22 protein-coding genes and 1 tRNA gene are annotated in these 25,889 nt (G+C 56.3%); 15 read left to right on the plus strand and 8 right to left on the minus strand.

All coding sequences use genetic code 11. The features are described from left to right. Window positions 1–3 precede the first annotated feature (3 nt). The 3 genes from ACR3ZL_RS09030 to ACR3ZL_RS09040 all read right to left on the minus strand — a co-directional run bounded on the left by ACR3ZL_RS09030 (window position 4) and on the right by ACR3ZL_RS09040 (window position 3,631). Entirely contained in the window at window positions 4–1,032 is a 1,029-nt protein-coding gene (locus tag ACR3ZL_RS09030) for a stage II sporulation protein M (protein WP_473648185.1), read from the minus strand. A gap of 475 nt (window positions 1,033–1,507) precedes the next feature. Next, entirely contained in the window at window positions 1,508–1,924 is a 417-nt protein-coding gene (locus ACR3ZL_RS09035; protein ID WP_473648184.1) for a TraR/DksA family transcriptional regulator, read from the minus strand. A 738-nt stretch (window positions 1,925–2,662) separates the two neighbouring features. After that, on the minus strand, window positions 2,663–3,631 hold the full coding sequence (locus ACR3ZL_RS09040) for a UDP-glucuronic acid decarboxylase family protein (RefSeq protein ID WP_473648183.1): 969 nt from the start codon (window positions 3,629–3,631) through the stop codon (window positions 2,663–2,665). A gap of 532 nt (window positions 3,632–4,163) precedes the next feature. Here ACR3ZL_RS09040 and ACR3ZL_RS09045 point away from each other — a divergent pair. The 3 genes from ACR3ZL_RS09045 (at window position 4,164) to ACR3ZL_RS09055 (ending at window position 6,738) form a co-directional block, all read left to right on the plus strand. Beyond that, window positions 4,164–5,183, plus strand: a complete 1,020-nt coding sequence (locus ACR3ZL_RS09045) for a ketoacyl-ACP synthase III (RefSeq protein ID WP_473648182.1) — start codon at window positions 4,164–4,166, stop codon at window positions 5,181–5,183. Between the two features lie 86 nt (window positions 5,184–5,269). Then, on the plus strand, window positions 5,270–6,007 hold the full coding sequence (locus tag ACR3ZL_RS09050; protein ID WP_473648181.1) for a YqgE/AlgH family protein: 738 nt from the start codon (window positions 5,270–5,272) through the stop codon (window positions 6,005–6,007). Window positions 6,008–6,012: 5 nt separating this feature from the next. Next, complete coding sequence (locus ACR3ZL_RS09055; protein ID WP_473648180.1) at window positions 6,013–6,738, plus strand: metallophosphoesterase family protein; 726 nt, start codon at window positions 6,013–6,015, stop codon at window positions 6,736–6,738. On the opposite strand, the gene ACR3ZL_RS09060 is transcribed toward ACR3ZL_RS09055, so the two are convergent. Next, on the minus strand, window positions 6,735–7,523 hold the full coding sequence (locus ACR3ZL_RS09060) for a hypothetical protein (protein WP_473648179.1): 789 nt from the start codon (window positions 7,521–7,523) through the stop codon (window positions 6,735–6,737). The genes ACR3ZL_RS09055 and ACR3ZL_RS09060 overlap by 4 nt on opposite strands. A 350-nt stretch (window positions 7,524–7,873) precedes the next feature. On the opposite strand from ACR3ZL_RS09060, the gene ACR3ZL_RS09065 reads away from it, so the two are divergent. Then, on the plus strand, window positions 7,874–8,272 hold the full coding sequence (locus ACR3ZL_RS09065) for a hypothetical protein (protein WP_473648178.1): 399 nt from the start codon (window positions 7,874–7,876) through the stop codon (window positions 8,270–8,272). Window positions 8,273–8,321: 49 nt separating this feature from the next. Here ACR3ZL_RS09065 and ACR3ZL_RS09070 read toward each other — a convergent pair whose 3' ends face one another. The 4 genes from ACR3ZL_RS09070 to ACR3ZL_RS09085 all read right to left on the minus strand — a co-directional run bounded on the left by ACR3ZL_RS09070 (window position 8,322) and on the right by ACR3ZL_RS09085 (window position 13,882). After that, window positions 8,322–10,313: a matrixin family metalloprotease gene (locus ACR3ZL_RS09070; RefSeq protein WP_473648177.1), complete on the minus strand. Its 1,992-nt coding sequence runs from the start codon at window positions 10,311–10,313 to the stop codon at window positions 8,322–8,324. Window positions 10,314–10,541: 228 nt separating this feature from the next. Further along, entirely contained in the window at window positions 10,542–12,206 is a 1,665-nt protein-coding gene (locus ACR3ZL_RS09075) for a prenyltransferase/squalene oxidase repeat-containing protein (RefSeq protein WP_473648176.1), read from the minus strand. A gap of 91 nt (window positions 12,207–12,297) precedes the next feature. Next, window positions 12,298–12,753 (minus strand): hypothetical protein, encoded by a 456-nt coding sequence (locus ACR3ZL_RS09080; protein WP_473648175.1) that lies wholly within the window; start codon window positions 12,751–12,753, stop codon window positions 12,298–12,300. Between the two features lie 166 nt (window positions 12,754–12,919). Next, window positions 12,920–13,882, minus strand: coding sequence for a dihydrolipoyllysine-residue succinyltransferase component of 2-oxoglutarate dehydrogenase complex (locus ACR3ZL_RS09085; RefSeq protein WP_473648174.1), 963 nt, complete (start codon window positions 13,880–13,882; stop codon window positions 12,920–12,922). A 372-nt stretch (window positions 13,883–14,254) separates the two neighbouring features. On the opposite strand from ACR3ZL_RS09085, the gene ACR3ZL_RS09090 reads away from it, so the two are divergent. From ACR3ZL_RS09090 to ACR3ZL_RS09140, 11 genes are all read left to right on the plus strand, one after another. Further along, window positions 14,255–14,695 (plus strand): response regulator, encoded by a 441-nt coding sequence (locus tag ACR3ZL_RS09090; RefSeq protein WP_473648173.1) that lies wholly within the window; start codon window positions 14,255–14,257, stop codon window positions 14,693–14,695. Window positions 14,696–15,002: 307 nt separating this feature from the next. Continuing rightward, window positions 15,003–15,076 (plus strand) — tRNA-Ile (locus ACR3ZL_RS09095). Between the two features lie 69 nt (window positions 15,077–15,145). Next, window positions 15,146–16,429 carry a pseudouridine synthase gene (locus ACR3ZL_RS09100; RefSeq protein WP_486173391.1) on the plus strand — a complete coding sequence of 428 codons (1,284 nt, stop codon included), beginning with the start codon at window positions 15,146–15,148 and terminating at the stop codon, window positions 16,427–16,429. A gap of 205 nt (window positions 16,430–16,634) precedes the next feature. Continuing rightward, the gene (locus ACR3ZL_RS09105; RefSeq protein ID WP_473648171.1) at window positions 16,635–17,504 is read left to right on the plus strand and encodes a dihydroorotate dehydrogenase electron transfer subunit; all 870 of its coding nucleotides are present in this window, start codon (window positions 16,635–16,637) and stop codon (window positions 17,502–17,504) included. Between the two features lie 196 nt (window positions 17,505–17,700). Beyond that, window positions 17,701–19,806, plus strand: coding sequence for a biosynthetic arginine decarboxylase (speA, locus tag ACR3ZL_RS09110; protein ID WP_473648170.1), 2,106 nt, complete (start codon window positions 17,701–17,703; stop codon window positions 19,804–19,806). Between the two features lie 256 nt (window positions 19,807–20,062). After that, window positions 20,063–20,815 carry a flagellar hook-basal body protein gene (locus ACR3ZL_RS09115; protein ID WP_473648301.1) on the plus strand — a complete coding sequence of 251 codons (753 nt, stop codon included), beginning with the start codon at window positions 20,063–20,065 and terminating at the stop codon, window positions 20,813–20,815. Between the two features lie 23 nt (window positions 20,816–20,838). Then, window positions 20,839–21,645 (plus strand): flagellar basal-body rod protein FlgG, encoded by an 807-nt coding sequence (gene flgG, locus ACR3ZL_RS09120; RefSeq protein ID WP_473648169.1) that lies wholly within the window; start codon window positions 20,839–20,841, stop codon window positions 21,643–21,645. A 59-nt stretch (window positions 21,646–21,704) separates the two neighbouring features. Then, window positions 21,705–23,285 (plus strand): flagellar basal body P-ring formation chaperone FlgA, encoded by a 1,581-nt coding sequence (flgA, locus tag ACR3ZL_RS09125; protein WP_473648168.1) that lies wholly within the window; start codon window positions 21,705–21,707, stop codon window positions 23,283–23,285. A 98-nt stretch (window positions 23,286–23,383) separates the two neighbouring features. Then, the gene (locus tag ACR3ZL_RS09130; RefSeq protein WP_473648300.1) at window positions 23,384–24,181 is read left to right on the plus strand and encodes a flagellar basal body L-ring protein FlgH; all 798 of its coding nucleotides are present in this window, start codon (window positions 23,384–23,386) and stop codon (window positions 24,179–24,181) included. 132 nt (window positions 24,182–24,313) lie between these two features. Then, window positions 24,314–25,402 (plus strand): flagellar basal body P-ring protein FlgI, encoded by a 1,089-nt coding sequence (locus ACR3ZL_RS09135; protein WP_473648167.1) that lies wholly within the window; start codon window positions 24,314–24,316, stop codon window positions 25,400–25,402. Window positions 25,403–25,450: 48 nt separating this feature from the next. After that, a complete protein-coding gene (locus ACR3ZL_RS09140) occupies window positions 25,451–25,888 on the plus strand; it encodes a rod-binding protein (RefSeq protein ID WP_473648166.1) in 438 nt (145 codons plus the stop codon). Window position 25,889: the final 1 nt, after the last annotated feature.

The following is a 25,889-nucleotide window of genomic DNA, read 5'->3' on the forward strand; positions in this document are numbered from 1 at the left end:
CCTTCATTCCAACGGACTGCGAGAGCGGTTGGGTGTGCCCAAAGATCGAGGCGATCGAGGGAAACCCAACACTACAAAATAGAAACTAATCATTGCCGAAGACATGATGGCCCACAATGCTTTGAACAAATACGGTGCCGGGCTGGGGGAAAGAAAGCCCTCGGTGAATGCGGCCAGGACAAACAACGCGGCGGCGGCCGACATGATCGGCACGCTTTGATGAGCCGAACGCCGGATCGAGTCCATGCGGGTTAGTCCGGCGGTGTGAAACAATCCCACGCCCAATCGTAGTCCCGCGCCGGCGGACAAGGCGATTGCCGTCAGTTCGAATGGGCCGTGAGCAGTAACGAAGTGAAAGAAATTGTCGCTGCCACCGACGTCTTCGCGTGCCATGTAGCCGAACATGGTGCCCAGGCTGACACCGTTGAACGCCAAAATGAATAAGCAGGGTACGATCAAGATGCCGTAGGCAAAACACTGTAGCCCAATGCCGGTGTTGTGCATGATGTAGAAGCCTGACATCGAAACATAATGGCTCAGTGAACCATCGATCTTCTGCTCATACATGTCCTCAAGTTGGTCCAATTGTCCCTGGCCAACAATCGTCGGCGCGAAGTCGGGGAACAGCGTTTGTTGGTAGCCGAGGAACATCGACAACGCGAACAAACCAAAGAACACGATCGTTGCGATGCGTACGCATGGGTCCGCAAAAATTTGCTGGGGTGCGTCGCGGAATAGCAGATCGAACCAGCCCGTGGTGGAGAATTTCCCGGAACGATAAAGCTGGTTGTGTGCTCGAGCAACCAACCGGTGCAGGTACGTGACCGTGGCGGGCGGCAATTGATAGGCGTCGGCCAGAGCCAAGTCAGAACAGACACCCCGGTAGAGCGTTGCGAACCGAGTGATCCCGGCGGCACCAACATATTTCTGCCCCGCTTTATCGGTGCGGCCGCGAACTTCCATCGACTCGCATAGCCGCTCGAGTTCGTCCCAATTGGCACGGCGTTTTTCAAGAAGTTTGGCGATATTCATTCGCAGCCAGTCGGATCCGTTTCTGAAAGCGTGCACAAGTCAACCCATGCCGTTTACATGGCTAATTGTTTCCAGCGTGGAGTGAGTTCGCCACAGGTTCGTTGATTGTGTTGATCTTGATTTTGACCCAAGCAATAAGGGCGTGTGGGACGTGGGCAGTATATCCGATCAAGCAGCCTGAATCACCGTGGCAAACTGGCGATTGAAGCGGCCAAGATCGCTTTTTCAGGAAGATCGCTCCGCGGCCATTTGCATCAAGATGAGAATCATCCGGCCGCCCAGGCATTCTGGGGCCGAGCAACTATGGGCCGAGCAACTGTTTGGGGGCCGAGCAACGTCCGCTACGAAGAGAATCCGCTCTTAGCGAAGTCCGGGTTGGGTGGAGCAGATGCTTCGACACCCAGAGAAGTCACCGACAATGACTTGCCGGTATTCAAAAATTGGTCCAGTTAGACCAACGGAGGCATTGATGAGCCTAGACGGAATCTGCTTCCGTCATGTCGTACATGCGATTCCAAGGCGTCTTGGTGCCTTCGTCGGAATCACCCAGCTCGGATTTGCGTTTGCATTCAATGCATTCGCTGGCGTAGGGCAATGCCTTGAGGCGGTTCAGTGGGATCGGTTTGCCGCAATCTTCACAGTCGCCGTAGTTGTCGCCTTCAAACTTGTCGATCGCTTCCTCGATAGCGGCCAACTCACGAGCTTCCACCTCGACCAACTGGCTGTTCAGTTCATCTTGAACCGTGTCGGCAGCCGCATCGAGCGGGTCGCCTGTTTTCTGTTGGTGCAGTTCCCGTAGGAGACTAAGGTCACCCGCCAACGCTTTTCGAAGTGCATCGCGACGACGGACCAACGTGATGCGAAGCTTTTGGAGTGTTTCTTTTCGGGGCATGGTAAAACCTCATTTGTCAGACGGAAGACCGTCGCGAAAACCGCAGGAACCACTGCGAAGGAGCCGTTGTTTCTGTGCTAATAGTGTAGTGAGATGGGTAGCTGAACTTGGTGCCCGCCGCACGCTGACTGCCGATCATTTCGTCTCGATGAAATCGATAGCAAATTCGAATGCATGACGGACTACGGTACAGACGAGCGGTGTGAAGACAAAGTTCGCAAACCCGACCCGATTCCAGTTGATGTGTCGTCAACTCGGTGACACGATCGGAACCTGGAGTGGTCAATGCTTTTCAGCTTCTTGGGCCTTTTTGGCTTGGTATGGGCAAGAATAGACGTGTTCAGGAATGTTCAAGCCTAAAAAAGCAGCGTCGGAAGCTGGAACGCCCAAGAGAGCAATAATTGTGCCGGTTTGAACGATAAACGGGGGCCAGAATTCTTGGTGGGAAACCAGTCCGGGAAGGGGACATTTCCACCGCTACCGGATGGGGAGGCGGTGGCGGCACCCGCAGCGGCGTGGACGGCTGCGACGCGGTGGAGCCTAGCCGAAGCGAGCGAATTGCCGCGAAGAATGGCCTCGGGGAGCGACCCTGCCCAGGAACTCAGCAGGTCTCTATAGGCCCTGGACTCCCGTTAGTCCCGTAGTGCGTTTTGTCCAGCAAATCCATCCGCTCAGGACCTGACCATCCAGCAAGCCAGGTCGGCCTGGCTCGCCGGAACTGCACGATACAGCAGGTGCTTAGCTGTAGTTGGGCGTTGGCGGCCGGTAGTCTTCTAGCCGAATTTGCTTGAACCAGTCGATCGTGCTCTTGAGGCCTTCATCGAGCTTGATGCCTGGGTCCCAGCCCAATTTTTCTTTCGCAAGCGAGATGTCTGGGCGGCGGCGAGTGGGATCGTCTGCCGGTAGCGGCTCGAATGCCAGCTTGCTTTTGGAATCGCACAGGGCGATGACTTTTTCGGCCAATTCCTTGATCGTGAACTCGTCGGGGTTACCGATGTTCACTGGCCCGACGAAATCGTCTTGGTTCATCATTCCGATGATCGCGTCGACAAGATCGTTGCGGTAACAGAACGATCGCGTTTGCTCGCCGTCGCCAAACAAGGTGATATCGTCGCCGGCCAGGGCTTGGCGGATGAAAGTCGAGACGACGCGGCCATCGTAAGGGTGCATCCGTGGGCCATAGGTATTGAAGATTCGCACCAATCGGATGTCGACTTTGTTGGACCGGTGGTAGTCCATGAACAACGTTTCGGCGACGCGTTTGCCTTCGTCATAACACGCCCGGATCCCGATTGGGTTGACGTTGCCGCGGTAGGACTCGGTTTGGGGGTGCTGTTCGGGATCGCCGTAAACTTCCGACGTGCTGGCTTGCAGGATTCGGGCGCCACATCGCTTGGCAATGCCGAGCATGTTGATCGAGCCCAGAACGCTGGTTTTGATCGTCTTGATCGGGTTGTATTGGTAGTGTCCCGGGGCAGCGGGGCAGGCCATGTTGTAGATCTGGTCCACTTCCAGATGGATCGGCAACGTAATGTCGTGCCGGATCAATTCGAAATTGGGGCGTTCCAGCAGGTGGGCGACGTTGGTCTTTTGGCTGGTGAAGAAATTGTCGAGGCAGATGACGTCGTGGCCTTCATCGACCAGACGCTCGCAGATGTGCGAACCGAGGAAACCAGCACCGCCGGTGACAAGAATTCGTTCGATCATTCAATCTTTTCCAAAGCACGCCGATCGGCGCTCGTACAGACAATTCAGGGAGGCAAGACAGTCAATCGTCTCGTTGCAAAGACCCGCCGTTTGAGCCGGGCCGGTATGGATCGCGTGCCTGGGAAGAAGCACTTTTACGCAACGAGATCTCGGCGTCATCGTGCTTAGCGGCCGCGTTTTTGTCGACCCTAAACGTTCAAAAACACCTGGTTTGGCAGCCTGTTATCCCCACCGCCGGAATCAGCCGCAAAGTCGGTGCGACAGGGCGCCGAGGTGGTCTGCTTTTGAGATCAGGGACTAGTCGAATCCGCCCGTGGCGATCAGACTGTCAGAATCATGCGGTTGATGTGTTCACACATTTGAGTTGTCAAACCGGCGAGCGGCAAAACCTGCCAAAGTCGAACCGGGCAACTGTTCACCGGCGAGGGATCCTGGTGCCAGTCGCTTCTGGATTGCCTTGGCAATTGTCCCGTGTGATTGTTATTAATCGTTATTGCCCGCCCGTTTCCGCTTGCCTTCACGCCACTTGCCCGTGCCTCACGCTCAAATTGGTCCTATCGCGGTTCACCTACCTCCACGGGTGGAGCACAACGATTCTCTTCAAGAGCAGTTCCCGAGCTGGGATCTGAGCCTGATTGCCGAAAAAACGGGGATCCAACAGCGGCACATCGCCGACCCCGGCGTGACATCGGCGGATCTTGCTGTGGCCGCGGCAACGGATTTGTTCGAACGCGAGAACATCGATCCGGCCTCGATCGATTTCGTGCTGCTGTGCACGCAAACGCCTGACTATCCTTTGCCGACAACGGCGTGTTTGTTGCAAGACCGTCTTGGTTTGCCGACACGATGTGGTGCGGTGGATTTCAATTTGGGGTGCAGCGGTTTCGTCTACGGCTTGGCCATGGCCGATGGGTTGATGCAAAGTGGTGCCGCTAAGCGAGTGCTGCTGCTGACGGCGGAAACCTATAGCAAATACATCGATGAAGGCGACCGTAGTCTGCGCACCATCTTTGGTGACGCCGCCGCGGCAACGCTACTGACGGCGGAAGAGACGCCGACCTTGTCGGGTTTTCAGTTCGGCAGCGACGGTAGCGGAGCGGACATGTTGATCGTTGGTGACGGCGGAGCAAGATCGCCTGAAGATGCGATTCCGCCGCGTCATCGCAAGCGTTGGAAGAGCCGCTTGTATATGGACGGCCCGAGTTTGATCAACTTCACCGTTGATGCAATCCCGCGATTGGTCAATGAAGTCCTAGAGACAAACGGCTACACCGACGACGATGTGCACCGGTACCTGATGCACCAAGCGACTTGGAAGATGCTGGATCAGTTGCGGTTGAGAATGAACGTGGATGAGGCGCGTTTGCCAATCGACATGGCCGACATTGGAAATACGGTCTCTTGCACGTTGCCCATCCTAATCGACCGACTTCGCCGTCGCGGCGAGATGCAAAGCGATGTCGCGGGCGACAAAGTGAACGTGATGGTCGGATTCGGCGTCGGATTGTCGTGGGCGGGATGTTTATGGCGTGATCAATATCAGGCGACCTAGCGCACCGGTCGTCAAATGGGCGAGATCGAGACCAGGGCGTCTTCACTCGCTTGGGAAATTGCTTTCTGCTGAAACGGGGATAGGGAATGGATCAGCCAAACGAGGGTGCGAAAGCACAGAACTGCACCGGATGTTTTTTAGTCGCGTCGCCATACTTGGCCGATGGACACTTCTTTCGGTCGGTCGTCTTTATTGTGCGGCATGCTGCCGAAGGTGCATTCGGCGTGGTCATCAACCGAGTCAGTGACCAGCGGTTCAGCGACGCGGTGGAGATGTCGGATCCGTCTTGGAATAAGTCTGCTGCCAAACCCGTTGCCGCGTCCAGTTCCGCTGCGCCCCCATCGGTGGATCGAGACTTGATTCACTTGGGCGGTCCAGTCGAGGGCCCTTTGATCGCGTTGCATGAGGTCGCTGGGATTGGTGAGCCATGCGGGTTGCCGGATGATCCTAAGCAGCCTCACGGAACCGAAACGATCTTGAAAGATCATCCCGCCGAAGCGTTTGGTTCGATGTCGATCGAGTATGCCAGTGCGCCCGCTTGGATGACGACAGACGAAGATCATTTGCGGATTCTATTTCGGCGTGAAGACGCCCGATTGAAATTCATCGTGGGGTATTCGGGCTGGGGGCCCGGGCAGTTGGAAGATGAGCTTAAAGCCGGTGGTTGGTTAGTCACGCCTGCGGAAGCGGATTCGATCTTCGACGGTGGTGCTGATGTCTGGGAAAAACTGGTTAAGCGGTGCGGCCACGCGATTTTGCAAGGCTTGCGTCCCGATTTGTCGCTGCCAGCGGAGAGTGATGCGTTTGACCCGGGTATGAACTAGCGACCATGGCACGCTATGTAATCGGCGATGTGCACGGATGCAGCAAAGCGCTGCGTTCGATGTTGGATACGCTGAAACCCGGTTCGGACGACGAGGTGATCTTGGTGGGTGACTATGTCGACCGGGGCCCGAACTCGAAAGATGTCATCGATCAATTGCTGACGCTGCAACAGTGTTGCCAGGTCACTGCCTTGCGAGGCAATCATGAAGTCATGCTGCAAGGCGTGACCATGAATGACATGGACGCCACGACGTGGATTGAAAACGGCGGCAACACGACCATCGCAAGCTACGGTGGTTCCGCGACAAAGATCCCATCGAGCCACTTGGATTTTTTTCAAGGGCTGCGACGGTTTCACGAAACGGACACCGAGATTTTCATCCACGCGATGTACCACGCCCAGCAGTCAATCGGCCAGCAGAGCGATGAGCTAACGTATTGGACTCACCTGCCTAAACCTGTCCCTGCACCTCATGTCAGCGGCAAGCGAATTTACCTGGGCCACACGCCACAGCCGAATGGGGAAATCTTGCGTCATTCCCATTTGGTCGTGGTCGACACGTATTGTTTCGGAGGCGGTTTTTTGACCGCTCTGGATTTAGAAACCGACGCCGTCATTCAAACGGATAAGCACGGGCATGTCAGACGTGTTCCGGTAGAACACGTCATGCATGCAGCCATGAAGTGCATTGATTGGTTGCGCGGCAAACGCAAGGCTCCAGAAGCCTAAGCAACTTGTGGTTTGACTTCTTGCCAAACCGCGAGTGCTCCTTCGGCGAAGCAAGTAAAGAAGTTGGGCTCGCTGGGACGTTCTTCGAGGATCGAACGCCAAAACGCACGGGCTCGGAATCCACCACGATGATGGCCCTTGCCGCGATGCCCGCCTCGTTTGAATCGACGGCGATGTCCGTCATGCCGTCCGTCTTGGTGCCGGCCTTCTTCTCGTCGCCCGCGACCAGGACGATCAGATCCGCCGAACGCAGCACCGCCATCTTCGCGGCCCCCGAGTTCGTGGCCCCCAAGTTCGCGGCCACGATGGCCCGGGCGATGTCGCCGTCGGCCTCGTTCTTCGCCGGTGTCTTCGTCGATTGCGGCGAAGCCGAATGTTTCTTCGGTCGCAATGCGGCGTGTCATCTCGATCCAGCCATCGCGGGTGGAGAGGAATTCGGACCAGTTTTCCGGTGTGACTTCCGCTTGGAGTTCTTCTAAAGCTGAGAGTTGTTGGATGGTCGCTAAGTTCATCGCCCAGTGTCGTCCGGCGGCTTCACCTGCGGGCGAGTGCTCGGGCTCATCGGTCGGTGCGGCTTCGTTTTCAGCCGCCAAGGCTTTGAGTCGTTCGACGGTTCCTTCGATGGTCGTGATCTCTTCGAACGGCCCGATTTCTTCGAGTTTGGTTTCGAATGCGTCGCAAGCGATCGCTGACCAGTTGACTTGCGAGCCCGTCCGCTTCATCCGTTTCTTCAAATCGTGAGGGACGGTGATCGTGGTTCGGGAAAAGTTGTTGTTCTTCTTCATGTGTTTCCGGTTGGAACTTCGTAATGCCCGGCGCGAATGTCGGCCGGTCCTCCGTGCGGTAATGTTTGGCCCAAACGGGCCCTTGTGGAGGTATGCATAATGTATGCATCGTGGTGTGGCGTGTCCAGTTTTCCTCGTTTTTGCATGGAAAACACGGGGTTTCTTTGGTGGACACCTAGGGATTTGGATAAGCATCTCTCGAGTCTTCTCGCGGACAACGTCACAGATAAGGGTTGGCTTGCGAAGGGTGAATCCGCAGTTGTTTGCCAGTGCTGACGCTCGGGCAGCTTCCCGGTTGTGGGGCAGCCGGTATCATTCACACGTCATCCTCTCTCGAGACTTACTGCGGCATGGACCCCACCCGAATCCGATCGAAATTTGCCGAGTACGTTGAGCCGTTTCGCAGTTGCGAGCCGCTGGACGTGCGTGTGATGAGCGTCCTGGACGCATTGCCTTTCGAGGTCCAGGTCGACTTTGTGGGCGATGATCGGTTTCGAATGTCGCTGGAAGACTATGTGCCGGGGCGCGGCTCGCGAATGTTTATCGAACTACCTGCTCACGGCACGGCGACGAGTCGCTGTGTCGTCCTGCGTCGCAAGTTGGCGGACGCTCCGGAAGCGTTTTCGCTGTACGTGATCGCCCACGAGTTTGCGCACGCGTTTTTGCGCAACGGCGGTTGGGGCCCGATCACGGACCGAGAAGACGCCGCCGATGCTCTAGCGGCGCACTGGGGCTTCTCGCGTCCTTGACCTAGATCGGTGCGTCACCAATCCCATCGGCGATTCGATTCGATAGCTCTTAGCGGCGGCGGAAAGCGTTCGATCTGGAAAAGCCGACGTTGTCGCCGCGTCCGATCGAAGCGAATACGGCATCGGTGGATTGCTCGTGATGGTGGTGACGCCGGCCACCAAAACGGCCTTGCCCTTCACCATTGAGTTCCTGTTCAGCTAAGAAGGTATCGAGCTCGGTAAACGACACGCCGCCGTCGAGATCGGAGTCCGCAGCCGCGATCTTGTTCCAGAACCGTTCGTTTACTTCCGCTTGGGTTAGCACGCCATCGGCATCGGAATCCTTCGCGTCGAAGGCAGCCTGTCTCGCCGCCAAAGACGCGGTTTCCAGTTCAGCCAGTGTCACCAAACCATCCATGTCCGTGTCGACATCCAGTTCGAGGAGTTTAGCCCACAGTCGTTCGGACGCTTCGTCTTCCGAGATAGCTTCGTCGTTGTTGGTGTCCAGTCGGGTGATCAGCGATTCAGCGTCTTTCCCGAATAGGCCGATGTGAAGAATGCCCGAGTGAGTATGCGGCTCTCCGGTGCAGTGTTCGTCATCGGTGACATCGGTGGTGTCCGTCTCTTCGGGATCCATAGCACCCATATCGGTGTCTTCGACATCTGTATCGTCGGTGTCATCAACCAGGCCGCCGTCGTCGATCGAGTTGTCGTCGGACTCATCAAGAGTCTCTTCGTTCGTCTCGTTACTGGTATCGTTCGTCGTTACGTCGGAGTCGTTGGTTGTTGGGTCGGGTTCAGATGCATCGTCGGTTTCACTGGCGAGTGTCTCTTCCGCTTCATCCGTCTCGGCATCTTGTGTGTCGGTGATCTCCGAATCGATGCTTTCAGCTTCCACTGGAGCGGCCACGGTGGGGGTGGTCGTGGGGGATGTCGCCGATTCGCCTTCGTTCATCGCGTTGATCACGGTCAATGCGTCCATCGCGGTGATGGTTCCGTCGCCGTTGGTATCACATAGGCCAAGGATCTCTTCGTCTTCGCCGGTGGACGACTGGTTGAGTTGGTTGATCACGACCAGTGCGTCGAGAGCCGATGTGTTTCCATCAGCGTTGACGTCAGTCGGGTTGATGTAGTTTTGGAATGTGATCTCGGCATCGAGCCGACCGCCCCAGCGGTGCCAGTTGCCGCCACGGCGCCAGCGACGGCGTGGGAATGGATCGTCATCGGTATCGCCAGTGTCGTCCGGATCGGTGTCGCCAGCGTGGTGGTCCCCGGTATCGGTGTCAGAATCGTCGGTGTCGGAATCATCGAGGTCTGGGATGCCGAGGTCTGGGATGCCTAGGTCCGGATCGCTGGTTGTGTCACCGTCATCATCGCCGTCAGGTGTTTCATCGGTTGGCGAGTCTTCGTCGCTGGGCACTTCGGTGGGCACTTCTTCGCTTGGTGATTCCGGATCGGTGGGGGTGTCGGTCACCGCGGCCGCGTAGACCTCTTGGACTGCAGCGACGTCGACAGCGTTAAGGGTGGTGAAGGCTTGGTTTGCCGAGACGAACGGAGCGAGCACGCTGGCTGGTGAATCCGTGTGATCTAGCCCTAGAGAGTGACCGATCTCATGAACGGCCACATAGACCAAATCGAAAGCACGGTTGCCCAGCGAATTGCCGACTTCCCATGCTTCGGAAATATCGAACTGAATATCTCCGGCGATGCGAGCCGGGTTCACGTCGTCGGGAAAGTAGGCCTGGGCAAGCGTGCCGGCGACGCCATCGATATTGGTGAACGAAATATCAATCGAGTCTTGCAGGCCCGATTGATCGGTCGGCGTGAAAGAAATGTCTGCCGCGCTCGCCCACGCGTTCAAAGCCGTTTCAATCGCCGCGTTCGTTTCAGCTTGGGTGAGCGAGTCAGGTGAGTTGGCGATGTAGTATGTCAGTTCGGCACTGCCAAGGCCTGGCCCATCCCAGCCCAAGCTGGCGGCTAAAACGCGGCGTGCTTCCAGCGGCTCTGCCGTCAGACGGCGGCGTTTGGCTTGTTGGCGACGCGACGAACTGGAACCGAACATATTCAATCTCCCTAATGAATGATTGCGACCGACGAGAAAGAACAAATCGTTCTCCCGGTTCGTTAGGGCGACTTTGAATACACGATGTCACTCTTGGTCTGGATATTTCACCAAAAAGTTTTCATCGGGTTCCGGTATTACAAATTTGTTAGGGGCGATTCAGTCCGCTTCGCTTTGGAGATAGAGTTCTAACGTTCACGCTTCGCCGACAAACGGGCTTTGCTGACATTAAACTTCGTCAAGCAGTTCGTGTTCGTAGATTGGCATATGTCGATAGTAAACTTCCAAGCAATACAACGAGAAACAGGTCGTGTAGAGGCGGCCAGCATGGAAGCCCCAAACATCGCCGGCGGGTGACCAACTGCCGCGTTCTCGGCCGCGAGTTTCCTGGGCGGCGGGCAAACGGACTTTTAGTTCGTCATTCCACTGCGTCCATAACGGGCCGCCGTAGTGATGCAGTGCTTGGGTGGCGTAGTACCAGTAATAAACATTTCGCTGTCGCATGTTCAGCGGATGATTCTGGACCAGCGTTGTCAGTCCTTGGCTCATGCCGGGCATGTCTCGTTGGCGGCCCAGATATTGACGGCATAGGATTCCCTCGGCGGTCATCGAAGGGGAAGGCCGCTCGCCGATTTTGTACGCGTAGCCAACCGGCTGGTATCGGTCCGCTCCGCCGGTGCTGACCGTATCTAAATAGCGATCGATCGGCGGGAACACGTATTGATCCACTTTCAGTCCGGCGGCCTCGCCGCTTTTCAGGCCCACCAGGAACCAGCCTGTCACCGACGTGTCGCTGTCGAAGCGTGGTTGGTACCGCCAGCCGCCTTCGGGAGACTGCGATGCACACGCGAAGTCGCATGATAATTGAGCGTAGGGTCGGATCCACGAGTCGCCCGTCATCGCATACAGTTCGCACAAGGCGATCATGGCTTGCGCTTGCGAATACATCTTTTCGTGATCGGCCGCCGCGATCGCCATGAACCCATTCCTGTCTTGTTGTTTCACCAGCCAGCGAGCGGCACGCCAAAGCGTTTTCTGATACTGACCGCCACGATGAGTGCTGCCGGCGCCCATGAACGCGAGCATCGCCATCGCGGTTGCAGACACGTTGTTCTCTCCACGGGCCCCGCTGTTATACGGGCCTCGTAAGCTCCAGCTACCGTCCTTCAACTGGTTGCGCTGCAACCACTGTAGACCCAGAGACACAGCGGCTTCGGTTGCCTTGGTGCCGCCAGCTTCCTTCAGTAGTTTTTGTTTCATCTCGCCTGAGCGACCGCCGAACATGTTGGACGTGCCACCGGATGAGGATGGCGGCAATGATTCGGCAGCGGATGAATCATCCGACGGGGAAGTCGACGAGTTATCCAGCGAATGGAAGAGAGGTGTGATTGACGCAAGTTTCACAACGGCATCAAGTTCAACAGGTTGTGGATCCATGTCGGACTCAAACGACGCGTCTTGCAAGACCGTTTCATCCAAGTCGAGTGGATCGACCGAGAATTCAACGAGCTCGACATGGGCTGCGTCGTCGCCCAGTTGCATGGTCAGCACGATCCGTCCGATTTCGCCTGACGAAACTGACATCAACGCCAACGCGAGCAATGCTAGAACGTGCAGCACCAGGCTAACCAACCATGAGGGTGCGTCGAGGAGGTGGTCCTTGAATTGGACGATGCGTGACCACTGTTCGCTGAACCAACGACGAAAGTGGAAAGGGCGAAGCAGTGCTTCTTGGCTAACGGTTTGTGGTGTCGGCACGCCCAATGAAGTTCCGTCATGCCGGTGCCAACCCGAATGCTGGTGCGTGCGTTGAGGTGCCGCTATCTCAGGTGGTTTGGGCGGCGGAGTCACGCGGATGGACTGGGGGGACGCTTGCATCGCGGGCGCTTTCATTGAGTGGTACCGATCGATCGCTTCGAGCGTCATGGGCGTTAAGCCCGATGACGCGAAGCAGCCCTTTGCAGGGTTCACTCTGTTGCTGGGTTCACTCCGTCGCTGGAGAAGACACCAGCGTTTGCGATGATGTCAGCACGTACTCGCTGGGACTGCGACCTTGTTCTCGTAGCCGTTCAGCAATTCTTGCCGCCCGGGCCGCACGTTTCGCTTCTGCGCGAGCGAGTCGGTAAGGGCGGGCAACCGCTTCCCGTTGAATCGCAGCCAACCGTTCTCGTTCGGCGTAGTAGTTGGTGAGCGTGGCAACACGTTGTTGAGTAGCCAAAGTTTGTTGCTGGTATGCGTTCGCCAGCAACGTGGACTGCGAATAGGGATTCGTCAACAGCGGATTCGACGCATAGGCCAGGTTTGAGCTGAGCGTGGAAGGGCTACCGCTAGGCATACCTCGCCCACCGCCGCTGCACTGCGCAAATGCGTCGCTGCTTAGCCCTGCCATAAGGAGGAAGGCTCCTATCGTCAGGATCAATGTGCTTGAATTGTGAACCATGTCCCATCTCCACTTGCTCAATCGAGAAAAGATGGCAATGCCGCACTTTTGCCGCATTGCCCCGCTCTCATTGATAGGGAGATTGTCCGGCAACAATGTCACGATACTGGCGAAGGGTTTCTTTAGCAGGCCGGACCAGCGAGGCGTTGCTCGCTTTAGAACTTCGCTAGGTTGTGGGTTTTAGCGACCACATGCCCTGACTGATCCACTGTTTCAGTTCGGATGAATTCACCTCGCGGCGTGGCGTTCGGCCAGAATCCGCTGGGCTGCCAAGATCCGCTGGGCTGCCAAGATCCGCCGGGCTGCCAAGATCGGCCGGGTGACGCGAATCCATCGGGCGACCGGGGCCCGCCGCGGCGCAGTTGTGCCCTGCTGCTTCGGGCGAGTGTGTTTCGGAAACCCAGATGGATGATTGTCGGATTTCTGTAATTTGGACAATCCGCGTTGTACCGGCTTGTTCGAGCAGGTAATTCTGTCCCGCTTCCAATTTGGGCTCGATGCGTTTGCGTTGGTCGTCTCCTTTGACGATTTTCAGCTGAACGCCTCGCTCAAAGGTCTCCGCTTCCGGCTGAGGATTGTCGGTCTCGGGTGCAACGGGCTTTGTTGCATCAGTTTTGGGTGCATCAGTTTTGGGTGCATCAGTCTCACTGGCGGTGGATTCATTGTTGGGTGACGTATTTGGGGACGTTTCGGTGGTGTCCTCGTGGCCCTGGGTTGCCTGAGCGTGGTCCAGGGCATAAATGAGATCGCGGAACGTCTTGTTGACCGGTCCGGTTAATTGAGTCATCTTGGCTTGGGCGTTTTTAAGCTCGTTGAGCTTCTGCATCGACAGGTTTTGCCGGCCCGAGCGGGCACCGGTGATCATCGCCCCGACCATGCCATTCCAGCGGCCCTTGGCACCGTTGAACTGCATTTCCATTTGTCGGACTCGTTGTAGGGCGGATCCCAACTGTCCCTTTCGAACGTCTTTTTGAACCTCGGCCATTTCGGAGCCTAGGGATTGCAGCCCGTCCAGCCCGCCAACGACGGTTCCGTTGGGCAGTCCTCGGATGGCGCCTCCGGTGAGGTTGGCGGTGCGCAGGATCGCCGTGGTGACGTTCGAGAATAAAATTTCATCTACACGGACCATCGAGGACCCCACTGAATCGGTATGACTGTCCAAAAGTCGGTTTGTTCGCAGGCGTGTTTTTCGCGGACGCAGGTTCTTTCCTGTGAAGTGCTTGCCTAGGCATCCTATTTAACCAAGGATGGTTTTGCCTAGGAACACGGTAGCGGTTGTGGCAAGGAGTCGTTTCGTTTTCGAAAGCGAAGTTGCGGAAGGATTGCCGCAATCACTACAACCCACCCGGATAGGTCGTTAGAATGCGGTCGTTTTCTTGCTGGCATGCAAGGAATGCGAAATTTGCGCGTCAGATGGCGTAGAAATAACAGTACAGTTAACGTGTGCTGAAAGTGAACTCACCCCAATACTTGCCCCTCGTCGCGTTGAAATACTGCTTAAATGGTTCATCAGATAAACGAGGGGCGTGAAGTCGCTTTTGTATTGGTTGACGATAGCGAATTGGACGGAGAGGTTTTCCGTCGAGCGTTGGCGAAGCACAATTTGGTGCGCCCGATTCATTTCGTGACCGATTCGACCCGTACGATTGAAGCCCTCCATGAGCAACTGGAGTGCAAGCCGAATCAAAGTTTGATCGTCTTCCTCGATCTGAACATGCCCGGCATAAGTGGGCACGATGTCTTGAAAGAGATTCGCAGCGATCCCAAATTGTCGTCGTCTTTGGTGTTTGTGTTAACAACTTCGGACCATGAGCGAGACGTCCGTCTGGCGTATTCCCAACATGTCGCTGGGTATTTTACCAAGGCGAACATGGACAAGTTGATCGAAGCGATGAAGCCGTTTGCCGAGGGCGTTTTGCCACCGCCAGTTAGCAGCGACTGAGCTGGTTGTAGCCACTTTTTAGTAGTCACCTCAGCGAGCCGTCGAAATCCGGCCCTGTTCAAGCAGTCCAGCCCTGTTCAAGCATTCCCACCCTGTTCAAGCATTCCCACCCTGTTCAAGCAGTCTGGCGCTGTTCAAGCATTCCGGTGTGGCCCGTTTCCTGCGAATCGTCTGAATTCGCCCTTTGCATTGGCCGCTTTGCCATTAGGGTAATGCGTGACTGTTTCTTAGTCAGTGAAAACGCCCCGTACCGCAATTCCGGGAAAGTGTTAAACTGATTTTCAGTGTGCCGGGCAAAAGCCAATCTGGGGCTGTAGCTCAGTCGGTTAGAGCTGGGAACTCATAATTCCTAGGTCGCGGGTTCAAGTCCTGCCAGCCCTACTTTTCCCCTCTTTTGTCGTCCTTCCTTGTCTCCGCTGCGGTTGCCGGAGTCGCAGCCAAACCAACTCCATGCCCCGCAAACCAAGCAAGCCGCGTCCGAACGCTGCCTCCAGCCAAAGTCCTGAATCTGACCAAGGTCCCGGCTTTCGCCATCGCGACGGTGCCAAGCCTCGAAAGCGTTCGGTCACCGCCAGCAAGCGATCGGTAGCGCCCCCGGCGGCGGATACCTCCAAGCGTTTGAACCAATTGCTCGCGTCCGCTGGCTTCGGCAGTCGTCGTCAATGCGAAGAGTTGATTCGCGAGGGACGCGTCATGGTGGACGGCGAAATCGTCACCAAATTGAGCGTGACGATCGACTTGAAGGATCACAAAGTCAACGTCGATGGTGTACCGCTGAAGCCTCAAAAGCTGGTGTACTACGCCGTACATAAGCCGAAGGGCGTCGTGTCGACGAACTCGGACCCGCAAGGCCGCGTCCGCGTGATCGACTTGGTTCCGCCGACGGAACGTGTCTATCCAGTGGGACGTTTGGACCGTAGCAGCGACGGTCTGATCCTGCTAACCAACGACGGTGATCTGGCACAGCAACTCGCTCACCCTAAGTACGGAATCACGAAGGTCTATCGCGTCACCGTGGCTGGCGAAGTGCGGCCCGAAACGATGCGAAAGATGCGGGAAGGTATCTACATCGCCGAAGGCCTGGTGCAGGTCGATGGTGCGAAAATCTTGAAAGCACGATCACGCGCCACCGATCTTGAAATTCGGCTTCGCGAAGGAAAGAACCGCGAGATTCGCCGGATTTTGGCCCGATTCGGACACAAAGTACAAACCCTGCGTCGGATTGCAATCGGTCCGCTGCGACTTGGCGATGTGCCGGCCGGTGCGTATCGAAAGTTGACGCATGCGGAAATCAAGAAACTGCAAAACATCGCTCAGCAAGCTGTCAACGCGCCGCCCGAAGTACCCGAAGGCACGCGATCGGTTAAGAAGAAGAGCAAGAAAAGCTACAGCGGCAAGTTCGTGAAGAAAACGACGAACCGGCGTCCCGTTAAGAAAGCCAAGACCGAACGTCCGCCTAACCGCGAATCCACTCGAGTGTCGGCGGTGATCATGGCCGATGAGTTTGCCGCGGTGGACCCCAGCACAAAGAAACGTGCTGCTGCCAAGGCAAAAGCCAAGCCGCGGGCGCAGTCCCAGGCGCGGAGCCAATCCAAAGGCGGTTCACGTACTGGCACTCGTACCAATTCGCGCAGCGGCGCATCCGGCGGTGCGACGGGTGGTTCGCGTGGTGCGTCGAAGTCGACGGGTAAGCGGAGCGTCAAACGAACCAACAAGCGTGGTCGTCGGCCATAACGCTCTGATTGCGTTCGGCATGCGTGCCAGATCTTTGGGTAGGTCTGGTTGGCGTGGGAAGCGAAGTAGGCTCCTTGGCGGTTTGTCTGAGGTTTGCTTTGGGCTTTCTTCGGCAAAGCGTACCTGTCGGACGCGTCGACTTGCTTTTTTTCACAGCCAGCCCCCCCGGCACTCGTAAGCTCAACATCAGCCCTGGAAATCGCTCATGCCAAGCCCTCACGCTGCCCACTACGCCGACAGCATCGCCCAGATCGAAACGCCGCTTTTGGTGAACGAAGCGATTGCTGAGAACACCTATTTGTTGCGGGTGTCGGCTCCTCACATAGCTGCGACGTGTCGGCCGGGACAATTTGTCATGATCCGCATGGCCGGTTTGAATTCGCCGTTGATTGGTCGTGCGTTTGCGATCTACAACGTGCACAACGACGCCGAAGGTAATCCCGACGCGATTGATTTGATCTATTTGAAGAAAGGTGCGTTGACGCTGCCACTTTCCAGTGCACCGGTTGGTACACCGGTTTCGTTGTGGGGGCCACTTGGTAATTCCTTCGTCGACGAGTCGCTCGCGTCGGATGGCTGTGATCGATTGATCATGGCGGTTGGTGGGATCGGCCAGACCCCGATGCTGGTCACCGGGCGGGACGCATTGGAGAAGGGGTGGGCCAAGCATGTCGAGATGATCTATGGAGCTCGGAAGGCGTCCTTGTTGGCCGGTGTGGATGACTTCCGCGAAGCCGGCTTTGATTTGACGCTTTGCACCGACGATGGGTCGCTGGGACAGCAAGCTCGGGTGCCCGATGTCCTGGCCGCGCGGTTGCAGGAACTTCAGCAATCCAATCCTGGTGAATCGGTTCGCGTGCTGACGTGCGGTCCCGAGATCATGATGGAAAGGGTCGCCGAAGTTGGCCAGAAGTACGGCGCGGTCGTCCAGGTGTCGATGGAGACCCCCATGGCTTGTGGCATCGGCATTTGTTTCTCCTGCGTCGCCAAGGTCCAGCAGGACGATGGCGAGTGGGACTACAAACGGACCTGTGTGGAAGGCCCTATCTTCGATGCCGAGCAAGTTTGCTGGTAGCGACGGTCGATGGCGAGCGAAGACGTCCGGCCCTTGCGGCAATGATCGCGAGCGCGGCTGGATCTGGCCGTTAGATGGCAACTCGACAAATGAGCTCGAAGCGGCGATCATGGGTTTCGGTTCCCTGTCCAGGGTTCTCGTCCTAACGCCCCGGTTGAGCGGGGAACTCCCCATCTTTGACTCGGGTTACTGAACCTTGACCACAGTTAATCTTGATCGCTGGACGATCGAAGACGCAACCTCGCAATACGGCATCGAGCGATGGGGTGACGGTTATTTTTCGATATCCAAAGATGGCACTGTGCTGGTCAGTCCTGACCCCAATCAGGACGGCGCGATTGATCTGAAGTCGCTGGTGGATCGGTTGGTCGACCGTGGGTTAGAGTTGCCGATCCTAATTCGTTTCAACGGGATTTTGCGAGACCGGTTGCATCGTCTTGATCGCTGCTTTTCGAAGGCGATTGCTGACCATGCGTACCAAAGCCGGTATCGCTGTGTCTTTCCGATCAAGGTCAACCAACAACGGGAAGTGGTTCAGCAAATTGTTGGCGAAGGTGCCAAGCTTGGCTTCGGAATCGAGGCGGGCAGCAAGCCAGAATTGTTGGCTGCCGTGGCGATGGGGACGGCGGACGTGCCGATCGTATGCAATGGATTTAAAGACGAGGAATTCATCCGTCTTGCCTTGCTGGCCCAGCGTCTTGGGCGGACTGTTTTGCCGGTCGTTGAGAAAGTCAGCGAACTGGATTTGATCTTGAAGGTAGGGCGTGAAATCGGGGTGCGTCCAACCTTCGGGATCCGCGTTAAGCTCGCCACCCGAGGCAGTGGCCGATGGCAAGCGAGCGGCGGTTATCGCAGTAAGTTTGGATTGACTGTTGCGGAAGTCCTGGCACAACTTGATCGTTTGATCGAGATGGACATGGGCGATTGCTTTCAGTTGTTGCACTTTCACGTTGGCAGCCAGATCGGAAACATCCGCCAATTGAAGTCGGCGATTCTGGAAGCGGCTCGGATCTACGTTGACCTCAAGAAACGCGGGGCTCAGATGGGCTACCTGGATGTGGGTGGCGGATTGGGCGTGGACTACGACGGTTCGAAAACAGACAACGAATCGAGCATGAACTACTCGATCCAAGAATACGCCAACGACGTTGTGTATCACGTTCAATCGGTTTGCGATGACTCTGAAATTCCACACCCGCAATTGATTTCCGAAAGTGGGCGAGCGATCGCGGCGCAGCACAGCGTGTTGGTGATGGAGACCCTGGGTGTGACCAGTCAGGGAGCGGCTGTGTTGCCGGAATGGGCACAGGTTTCCCATGACGAGCTTGATGAAAACGTCAACGTCTTCGGCGATAACAACCTGGGCGAAAACCAGCTTGATGAAGAGACGTTGGCCAAGCGGCTTCAAACGGAAAAGCCCGAAGGACCACCGGAAGATTACGAGCAACCGGTCCATGACTTGTGGCATGCCTACAAGAACATGTCATTGAGCAATATGCTCGAAACGTTTCACGATTCGCAGGTTTCGCTTGACCTTTGCATGAATTTGTTCAGTGGTGGCTATCTGCCATTAGAGCAGCGGGTTGCGGCCGAAACCTTGTACTTTGCGATTTGTCACCGGGCCCGCGATCTTGCGAGTGACCTCGACGAGGTACCAAAGGATCTACGTATCTTGGATCGAATGTTGTCGGACATCTACTTCGCCAACTTCTCGCTGTTTCAATCGATGCCGGACTCCTGGGCGATTGATCAGTTGTTCCCGATCATGCCGATTCATCGTCTCGATGAAGAGCCAACACGACACGCGGTTTTGGGGGACATCACTTGTGACAGCGATGGCAAAATTGACTCGTTTGTCGGTGACGGTAACCGCACCAAGACTTTGATGTTGCATCCGCTTCGGCCCAATGAGCCTTATCAGTTGGCGGTATTTATGGTGGGGGCCTATCAAGAGATTCTGGGCGACCTGCATAATCTGTTTGGTGACACGCACGCGGTCCACGTCGAGTTGGATGGCGGCATCACCAAAATCAAGTCTGTCGTGAAGGGGGACACGGTATCGGAGGTCTTGGGCTACGTTCAGTACGAAGATCGAGAGTTGGTCGAGGCAATCCAGGAAGCCGTAGAAAACGCGGTGGTGGAAAACCTGATAAATCATCAGCAGGCGGGCCAGACGATTGCTGCCTACGAACGAGCCTTGGCCGGTTACACCTATCTGACGTCGCACCGGACACCGCATCCGGACGCCGCCAGTTCGGGGGCAATCGGTGCGGATGACGTTGAGTCCGCCGCTCGCGGGTAAAGGGAACCGATAGGAGGGGGCGTGGGTGGCGCTTCGGCAGGCTTTAGTCTGTCATGAGAATCACGGTCGCAAAGCTCTTCAGCGACCCCGCCTGGCTCTCACTAGGGCTGCGCTACCGAGTTTCCCGCTGCCCCACTCGGCATGGGAGTTCCGGAACTTGACTCGAAATTTCAACTTCCTCTTGAAATTCGATCCGGAAGTTTCGTAAGCCCAAGTCTTCTCAGCTCGCTCCCACCCATTTTAAGCGGTGACCGACATGCCGTACGGGGTTTATTTATCCGCCTCCGGTGCCCAGGCTCAAAGCCACCGACTGCAACAGGTTTCTAATAACCTCGCCAACGTTGAAACCCCTGGTTTCAAACCGAGTGCGACGATTCTGCAAGCTCGGTTCTCTGAACTAATCGAACAAGGCCAGGTTTCACCTGGTTTGGGAGGGATCGACGACCTGGGCGGCGGCGTCACGATTCAGCCGGAGCAAACTCAATTCAAAGTCGGAGCGGTTCGGACGACGGGCAACCAAACTGACTTCGCGATCCACGACAAAGAAAGCTTCTTCGTTCTCCAGCGAGGCGACCAGCAATTGCTCACCCGGGCGGGCGATTTCGTCTTTGATTCGTCGGGGCGGATGGTCAATTCCGGCGGTGATCAAGTTTTAGGAAGCGATGGGAATCCCATTCAAATCGATCCGCGTAAGCCGTTCCAGGTCGGTGCTGAAGGTCGCATCACCCAGGCTGGTGTGACGCAGGAATTGATGCTAGGACGCCCGCAAAACATGGGTGATTTGTCCAACGTGGGCGGCAACCTGTTCAAGCCGCTCGCCGACTTTGGACTTGCCCCTGCCGGTGATAGAAACGTAATAGCAGGTTCGCTTGAACAGTCCGCAGTCAGCCCCACGGGCACGATGATGGAACTGATCGAGACGACGCGAGCCTACGAAGCCAACGTCCAGATGATTAAGAACCAAGACAGCGTCCTCGGATCCCTGATCGGTCGAGTGCTGAAGGGTTAAGAACTTCGTATTAAGGAAATCTCATGAGCGTTCAAACCCTTTATACCGCCGCAACCGGTATGGAGGCGATGCAGACCAAATTGGATGTCATCGCTAATAATCTTGCCAACATCAACACGACCGGTTTCAAAAAAGACCGAGCGAACTTTGAAGACTTGTTGTATCGCACTGAGACCTATCCGGGTGTTCAAGACGCGACCCAAACTCCCACCGCCGTCGGCACACAGGTCGGCTTGGGGGTGCGAATCACAAGTACCCAAACGGATCAACGTCAAGGAACGCTTCAGCAAACCGGTCGTGACCTCGATGTCGCGATCGAAGGCAGTGGATTCTTTCGGGTTGTTGACCCGTCCAGCCAAAACACGATGTACACCCGAGCGGGCAACCTTGACATCAATGCCAATGGGCAGTTGGTCATGGGGTCCGCTCAAACCGGACGCTTGCTCGACCCGCCGATCACCATTCCCCAAGATGCGACCGCGATGGTCATCAACGGGAACGGCGAAGTCATGGTGCGGCAACCCGGGCAAACCGAACTAAGTAACCAAGGGCAAATCCAGCTTGCGCAGTTCATCAACCCAGACGGATTGTTGAAGGTTGGCGAAAACATGTACGAGGCGACCGATGCTTCGGGCCCCGAACAACTGAACAACCCAGGGACCGATGGGACTGGCGTTTTGCGGCAGGGCAACCTGGAAGCTTCGAACGTTGAACCGGTGCAGGAATTGATCGACCTGATCACGACGCAGCGTGCCTTTGAACTGAACAGTCAGGCTGTCCAGGCCGGCGACCAAGTGATGCAGAACATCTCCAACCTTCGCCGTTTCTAGGCGTCAACCACTCGGCTAGCGAGGCATTGCTTCGTTAGTGCCTCGGCGTAAGCCGCTCCATGGAATCTCAATTGAAACCTCGCCAACTCGCTTTGATCTTTGCGGTTGCCTGCACGTTCGTGTCGGCCTCGGCGAGTCATGCGCAGTCGCGAGGTTCTTTCCAGTCACACTACAAAGTTCAGCCACAAGCGTTTGAGACATCCGTGGTCAGCGCGTCCGCACCGGCGGGCAGTCAACTGATCGACGCGGAGGTCACAACGCCGCTGTATTCCGCGACACGTCCCGCTGCGATCCTGGTCAAACGACGTACGCAAGATACGACAGCGGAAAACGCTGGTGTCGCTAAGCGAGCGGCGATGATCGATGAGTCCACTCGGTGGCAATTCGTCAGTCGCGAGTCCATTGCGATTCAGGGTGACGTGATCCGTTTGTCGGACGTGATCCGTCCCTTGGAACCGAACTTGGTCGCATGGTCCAGGTTGTCTGACGCGACGGTGGGCTTGATGCCGGCGGACGGTGGCGTGGCAAAGATCTCACGTGACCGGCTGGCTCAAAAAATTGCTGGTGCCAAAGCGACTCCGGAAAAGGTCAAGATCTACGGTCCCGAGACCATCGTCGTCCAACGTTCCAAGCCAGCCGAGACGCGGTGGCAGTCCGAACCGATTTCGCCGGAAGACTCCAGCCAGTATGCCAGAGCGAATCCGAACATTGATGCGACTTCGTTGGCAGGGAACCAACGGCAGGCCGCTGCGAAGCCAATCCAAATTGAACCGGTCCGTTTGCAAGTCGCTGCGCGAGGGCCTCAGGCTAAGATTAGCCAACAGGCCGGTGCTCGCTCACAGGCTGATATCGCGACCGCCAGCTATCACCAGCCGGATTCGTCATCGACGTTAGATGAGTCGGTGGTGGCCGAACCCGCAACGCCTTTGATCATCGATGCAGAAACCCGAGAGCGGTTGGAGCAATGGGTGCGTTTAGGCGTTCGTAACGAACACATCGAGCTTCACAGAGCGTTTGAGTACGATGTCGAATTTGATCCCAAAACATTCGGAACGCTCGAAAAGATTCAGGGCATTCGTCAGTTCATCTTCTTGGACCCCACGCCAACGTGGAGTCACGAAGGTCTCGAACCGGTTACCTGCCGAGTGCAATTGCATGGAAGGGCAGGGAACGAGGCTTGCCAAGGAGTTGTGCAGTTAACCTTTCGGCCCTATCCACCGATCGTGACGGCGCGGCGAGCATTGCGGCGTGGGCACCGGGTGAACACGGGCGACCTGCAATACGAGCCGCTGTCGGACAGCCGCATCAACCTACCTAGCGATGTCGTGAACTCACCGGAAGATCTGGTGGGGCTCGAAGTCGTTGGCCTCATTCGTGCGGGCGTTCCGTTGTCATACAGTGCCTTCGCAGCACCACGTGTGATCCGCCGTGGGGATCTTTTGGAAGTTCAAGTTGGCGGTGGCGGTGTGTTGGTAACGACCAGTGCGAAGGCGCTTGGCGATGGTGCCGAAGGTGAGCTGATCGAGATTGAAACGCTTCTGCCAAAACGCCGTTTGTTAGCCAAGGTCGTTCATTCGTCGCTCGTTGAAATCATCACCCAGGCTCCCCGAGTCGCCGCTCAGCCCCAGGCCACCCGATGATCCGCAGCGAAGCTAATTTTTCGGTAAGAGATGAGACCACAGCGATGGGGGTTTGGATTGTGACTCAACGCCGGCAGTTAATTGCCTTCGGTTGGTTGATGTTGGCGGTCTTCAGTGCTGTCACCGCGTCAGCACAAGAGTCGTCGCTGCTGCACCAAGCACCGCCGCAGGTGTTTGCCGCCCCGCAGCGTATGATGCCTGGGATGGGTGGTGTATCGTCCAGTGGGATCGTGCCTTCGGGGCAACCGCGATTGAGCCCCGCACCGCAGCCTCGGTCGGCAATTGGCACCACTGCCGGGACACAGCCCGTCGCTCCATACACACCAGACATTAATCCAGCGATCGGGCTGCGAGGAGTAAGTTGGACCTACCAGCCCGCCCCGCCGCTACGGCAGTTCCGGATGCAGGATATCATCACCATTCGCGTTGATGAGATATCGCGTGCGATGGCCGAAGGCGAAGCCGACAAAAAGCGGCAGTCATTGTTTTCGGCGGCGCTTTCGGACTGGGTGAAACTGACACGAAACGGATTCGTTCCGGATCCACTGGAAGACGGCGAGCCCACCGTCGCTGCCGATTCGCAATCGACGTTTCGGTCCGAGGCTAGTATCGAATCTCGCGAATCGTTGTCGTTCAATATTGCCGCCCGGATTGTTGATATTCGGCCCAACGGCAATCTTGTTCTGGAAGCTCGCAAGAAGTATCGCATTAACGACAACCTTTGGGAAACCTCGCTGTCGGGAATTTGTCGGTCACAGGACATCGGGCCTGACAACGTCGTCTTGAGCAGAGACCTGATCGACTTAGAAATTCAAAAAGAAGATCGTGGCTACGTCCGCGACGGGTATCAACGCGGTTGGTTCCAACGCTTCTTTGACCGCGTTAAACCGTTTTGATTTTGAAATGAGACCGATCTTGATTACTCAATGCAAACCATTTCGAATGAACGGTAGCGACGTTTGTGTAGACGTACACGTCTTATCGATAGCGCCGAATTACGACGGCAAAGTTCCGTGTTCGGTTGGCTGATGTCGTGCTTGCTCGTCGCCGTGGTGGTTTTGCAATCGAACACTACCGTGTTCGCCGGTGGACTGAAACTTGGCGATTTATGTCGACTAAAGGGCCAGGAAACCAACACGCTGCAGGGACTCGGATTGGTTGTCGGTTTGCGAGGAACGGGTGACGGCGACGCCGCACCCACATCACGAGCACTTGCCCGGATGATGCAGCTAATGGGCGGACCGATGGCTGTCGATGCGGCCGGTAATTTGAACCTAGGGGACGTGGAAGATTCCAAAAACGTCGCCATGGTTTTCGTGAACGCCAAGTTGCCGACCGTCGGTGCGCAACAAGGCGATGTGCTCGACGTCAGTATCAGTGCGATCAGTGCGAAGAGCCTTGAAGGTGGTTACCTGATGCTAACCCCCATGCTCGGTCCAAGAGCAGACAACCCGACCGTCTACGCGATGGCACAGGGCCGCATTCAGTTATCGCCTGACGCGCCTGCCACCAGCGGCACGATTCAAGGCGGCATGAAGATGGAAACCACCGTGCGTGCGAACTATGTCAAAGACAACGGGATTACGCTGATCATCGATCGCGATTTCGCTGACTTCAATACCGCCCAGCGAATTGAGGATGAGATCAACTCGTTGACATCGTTGACGATGGGAAGCCAAGGATCGTCCCGGCTCAATTCCGGTGGTGCCAGTTCAACACCACAGGCCCGTGCGATTGATCAGCTTCACGTTGAGGTGAGTGTGCCCGAGTTGTATCAAAAGAATCCAATCAAGTTCATTTCGTTTCTGTTGAACATTCCTGTCCAGCTTGCCAATCGCGGGAAGCGAGTCGTCATCAATGAAGCCGATGGCGTCGTTGTGATCGGTGACGATGTGGAGATCGCACCCGTATTGGTCACGCATCGCAATTTGCGTATTGAAGCTGGCGGTGGAAACGGGTTTGTCGAGCTTGGTCCCGATGGGACACCAGCGGCCGCGAAATTGAAATCGCTTGCTGACGCGTTAGGCGCGCTGGATGTTCCGACGGAAGATCTAATTGCCATTATCAAAACTTTGAAAGCCAAAGGTGACTTGTATGGCGAAGTCATTTTTAGGTAAAGCCAAATGAGATCCCCACGTTCGGTTCACTGTCCATAGTCGAAACAGATGCAACTGCCCTCCCTACCTACATCGTCAGCTAGTTCGTCGTATGCGATTAACTCACTCGCCAATTCGTCGCGTGCTGGGCAATCCTTACTCAGCGATTCGGTCTCTGGTGGGGCATTGGCAGGGGGCTCGTTGGCGAAGGATGCTTCGTCGGCAAAGTTGCCATTTGAGTTGAGCCAACCCAGCTCAGAAGCGACCGAAGATTCTGAACCGGTTCGCGAAGCGTTCACTGACTTTGTGGGTCAGACGCTGTTTGGCAGCATGATGTCATCAATGCGAAAAAGCCTAGACAAACCAGCGTACTTTCACGGCGGACGTGCCGAAGAAGTATTCCAAGAACAGCTCGACCAGACTCTCGTCGAAGAGATCTCCGACGCCTCGGCCGACTCGTTCGTCAATCCCATGTTTGATTTGTTCCAACTCCAACGGCGTGGCTAAT

The organism is Rhodopirellula sp. J20-39 (assembly GCF_057365095.1).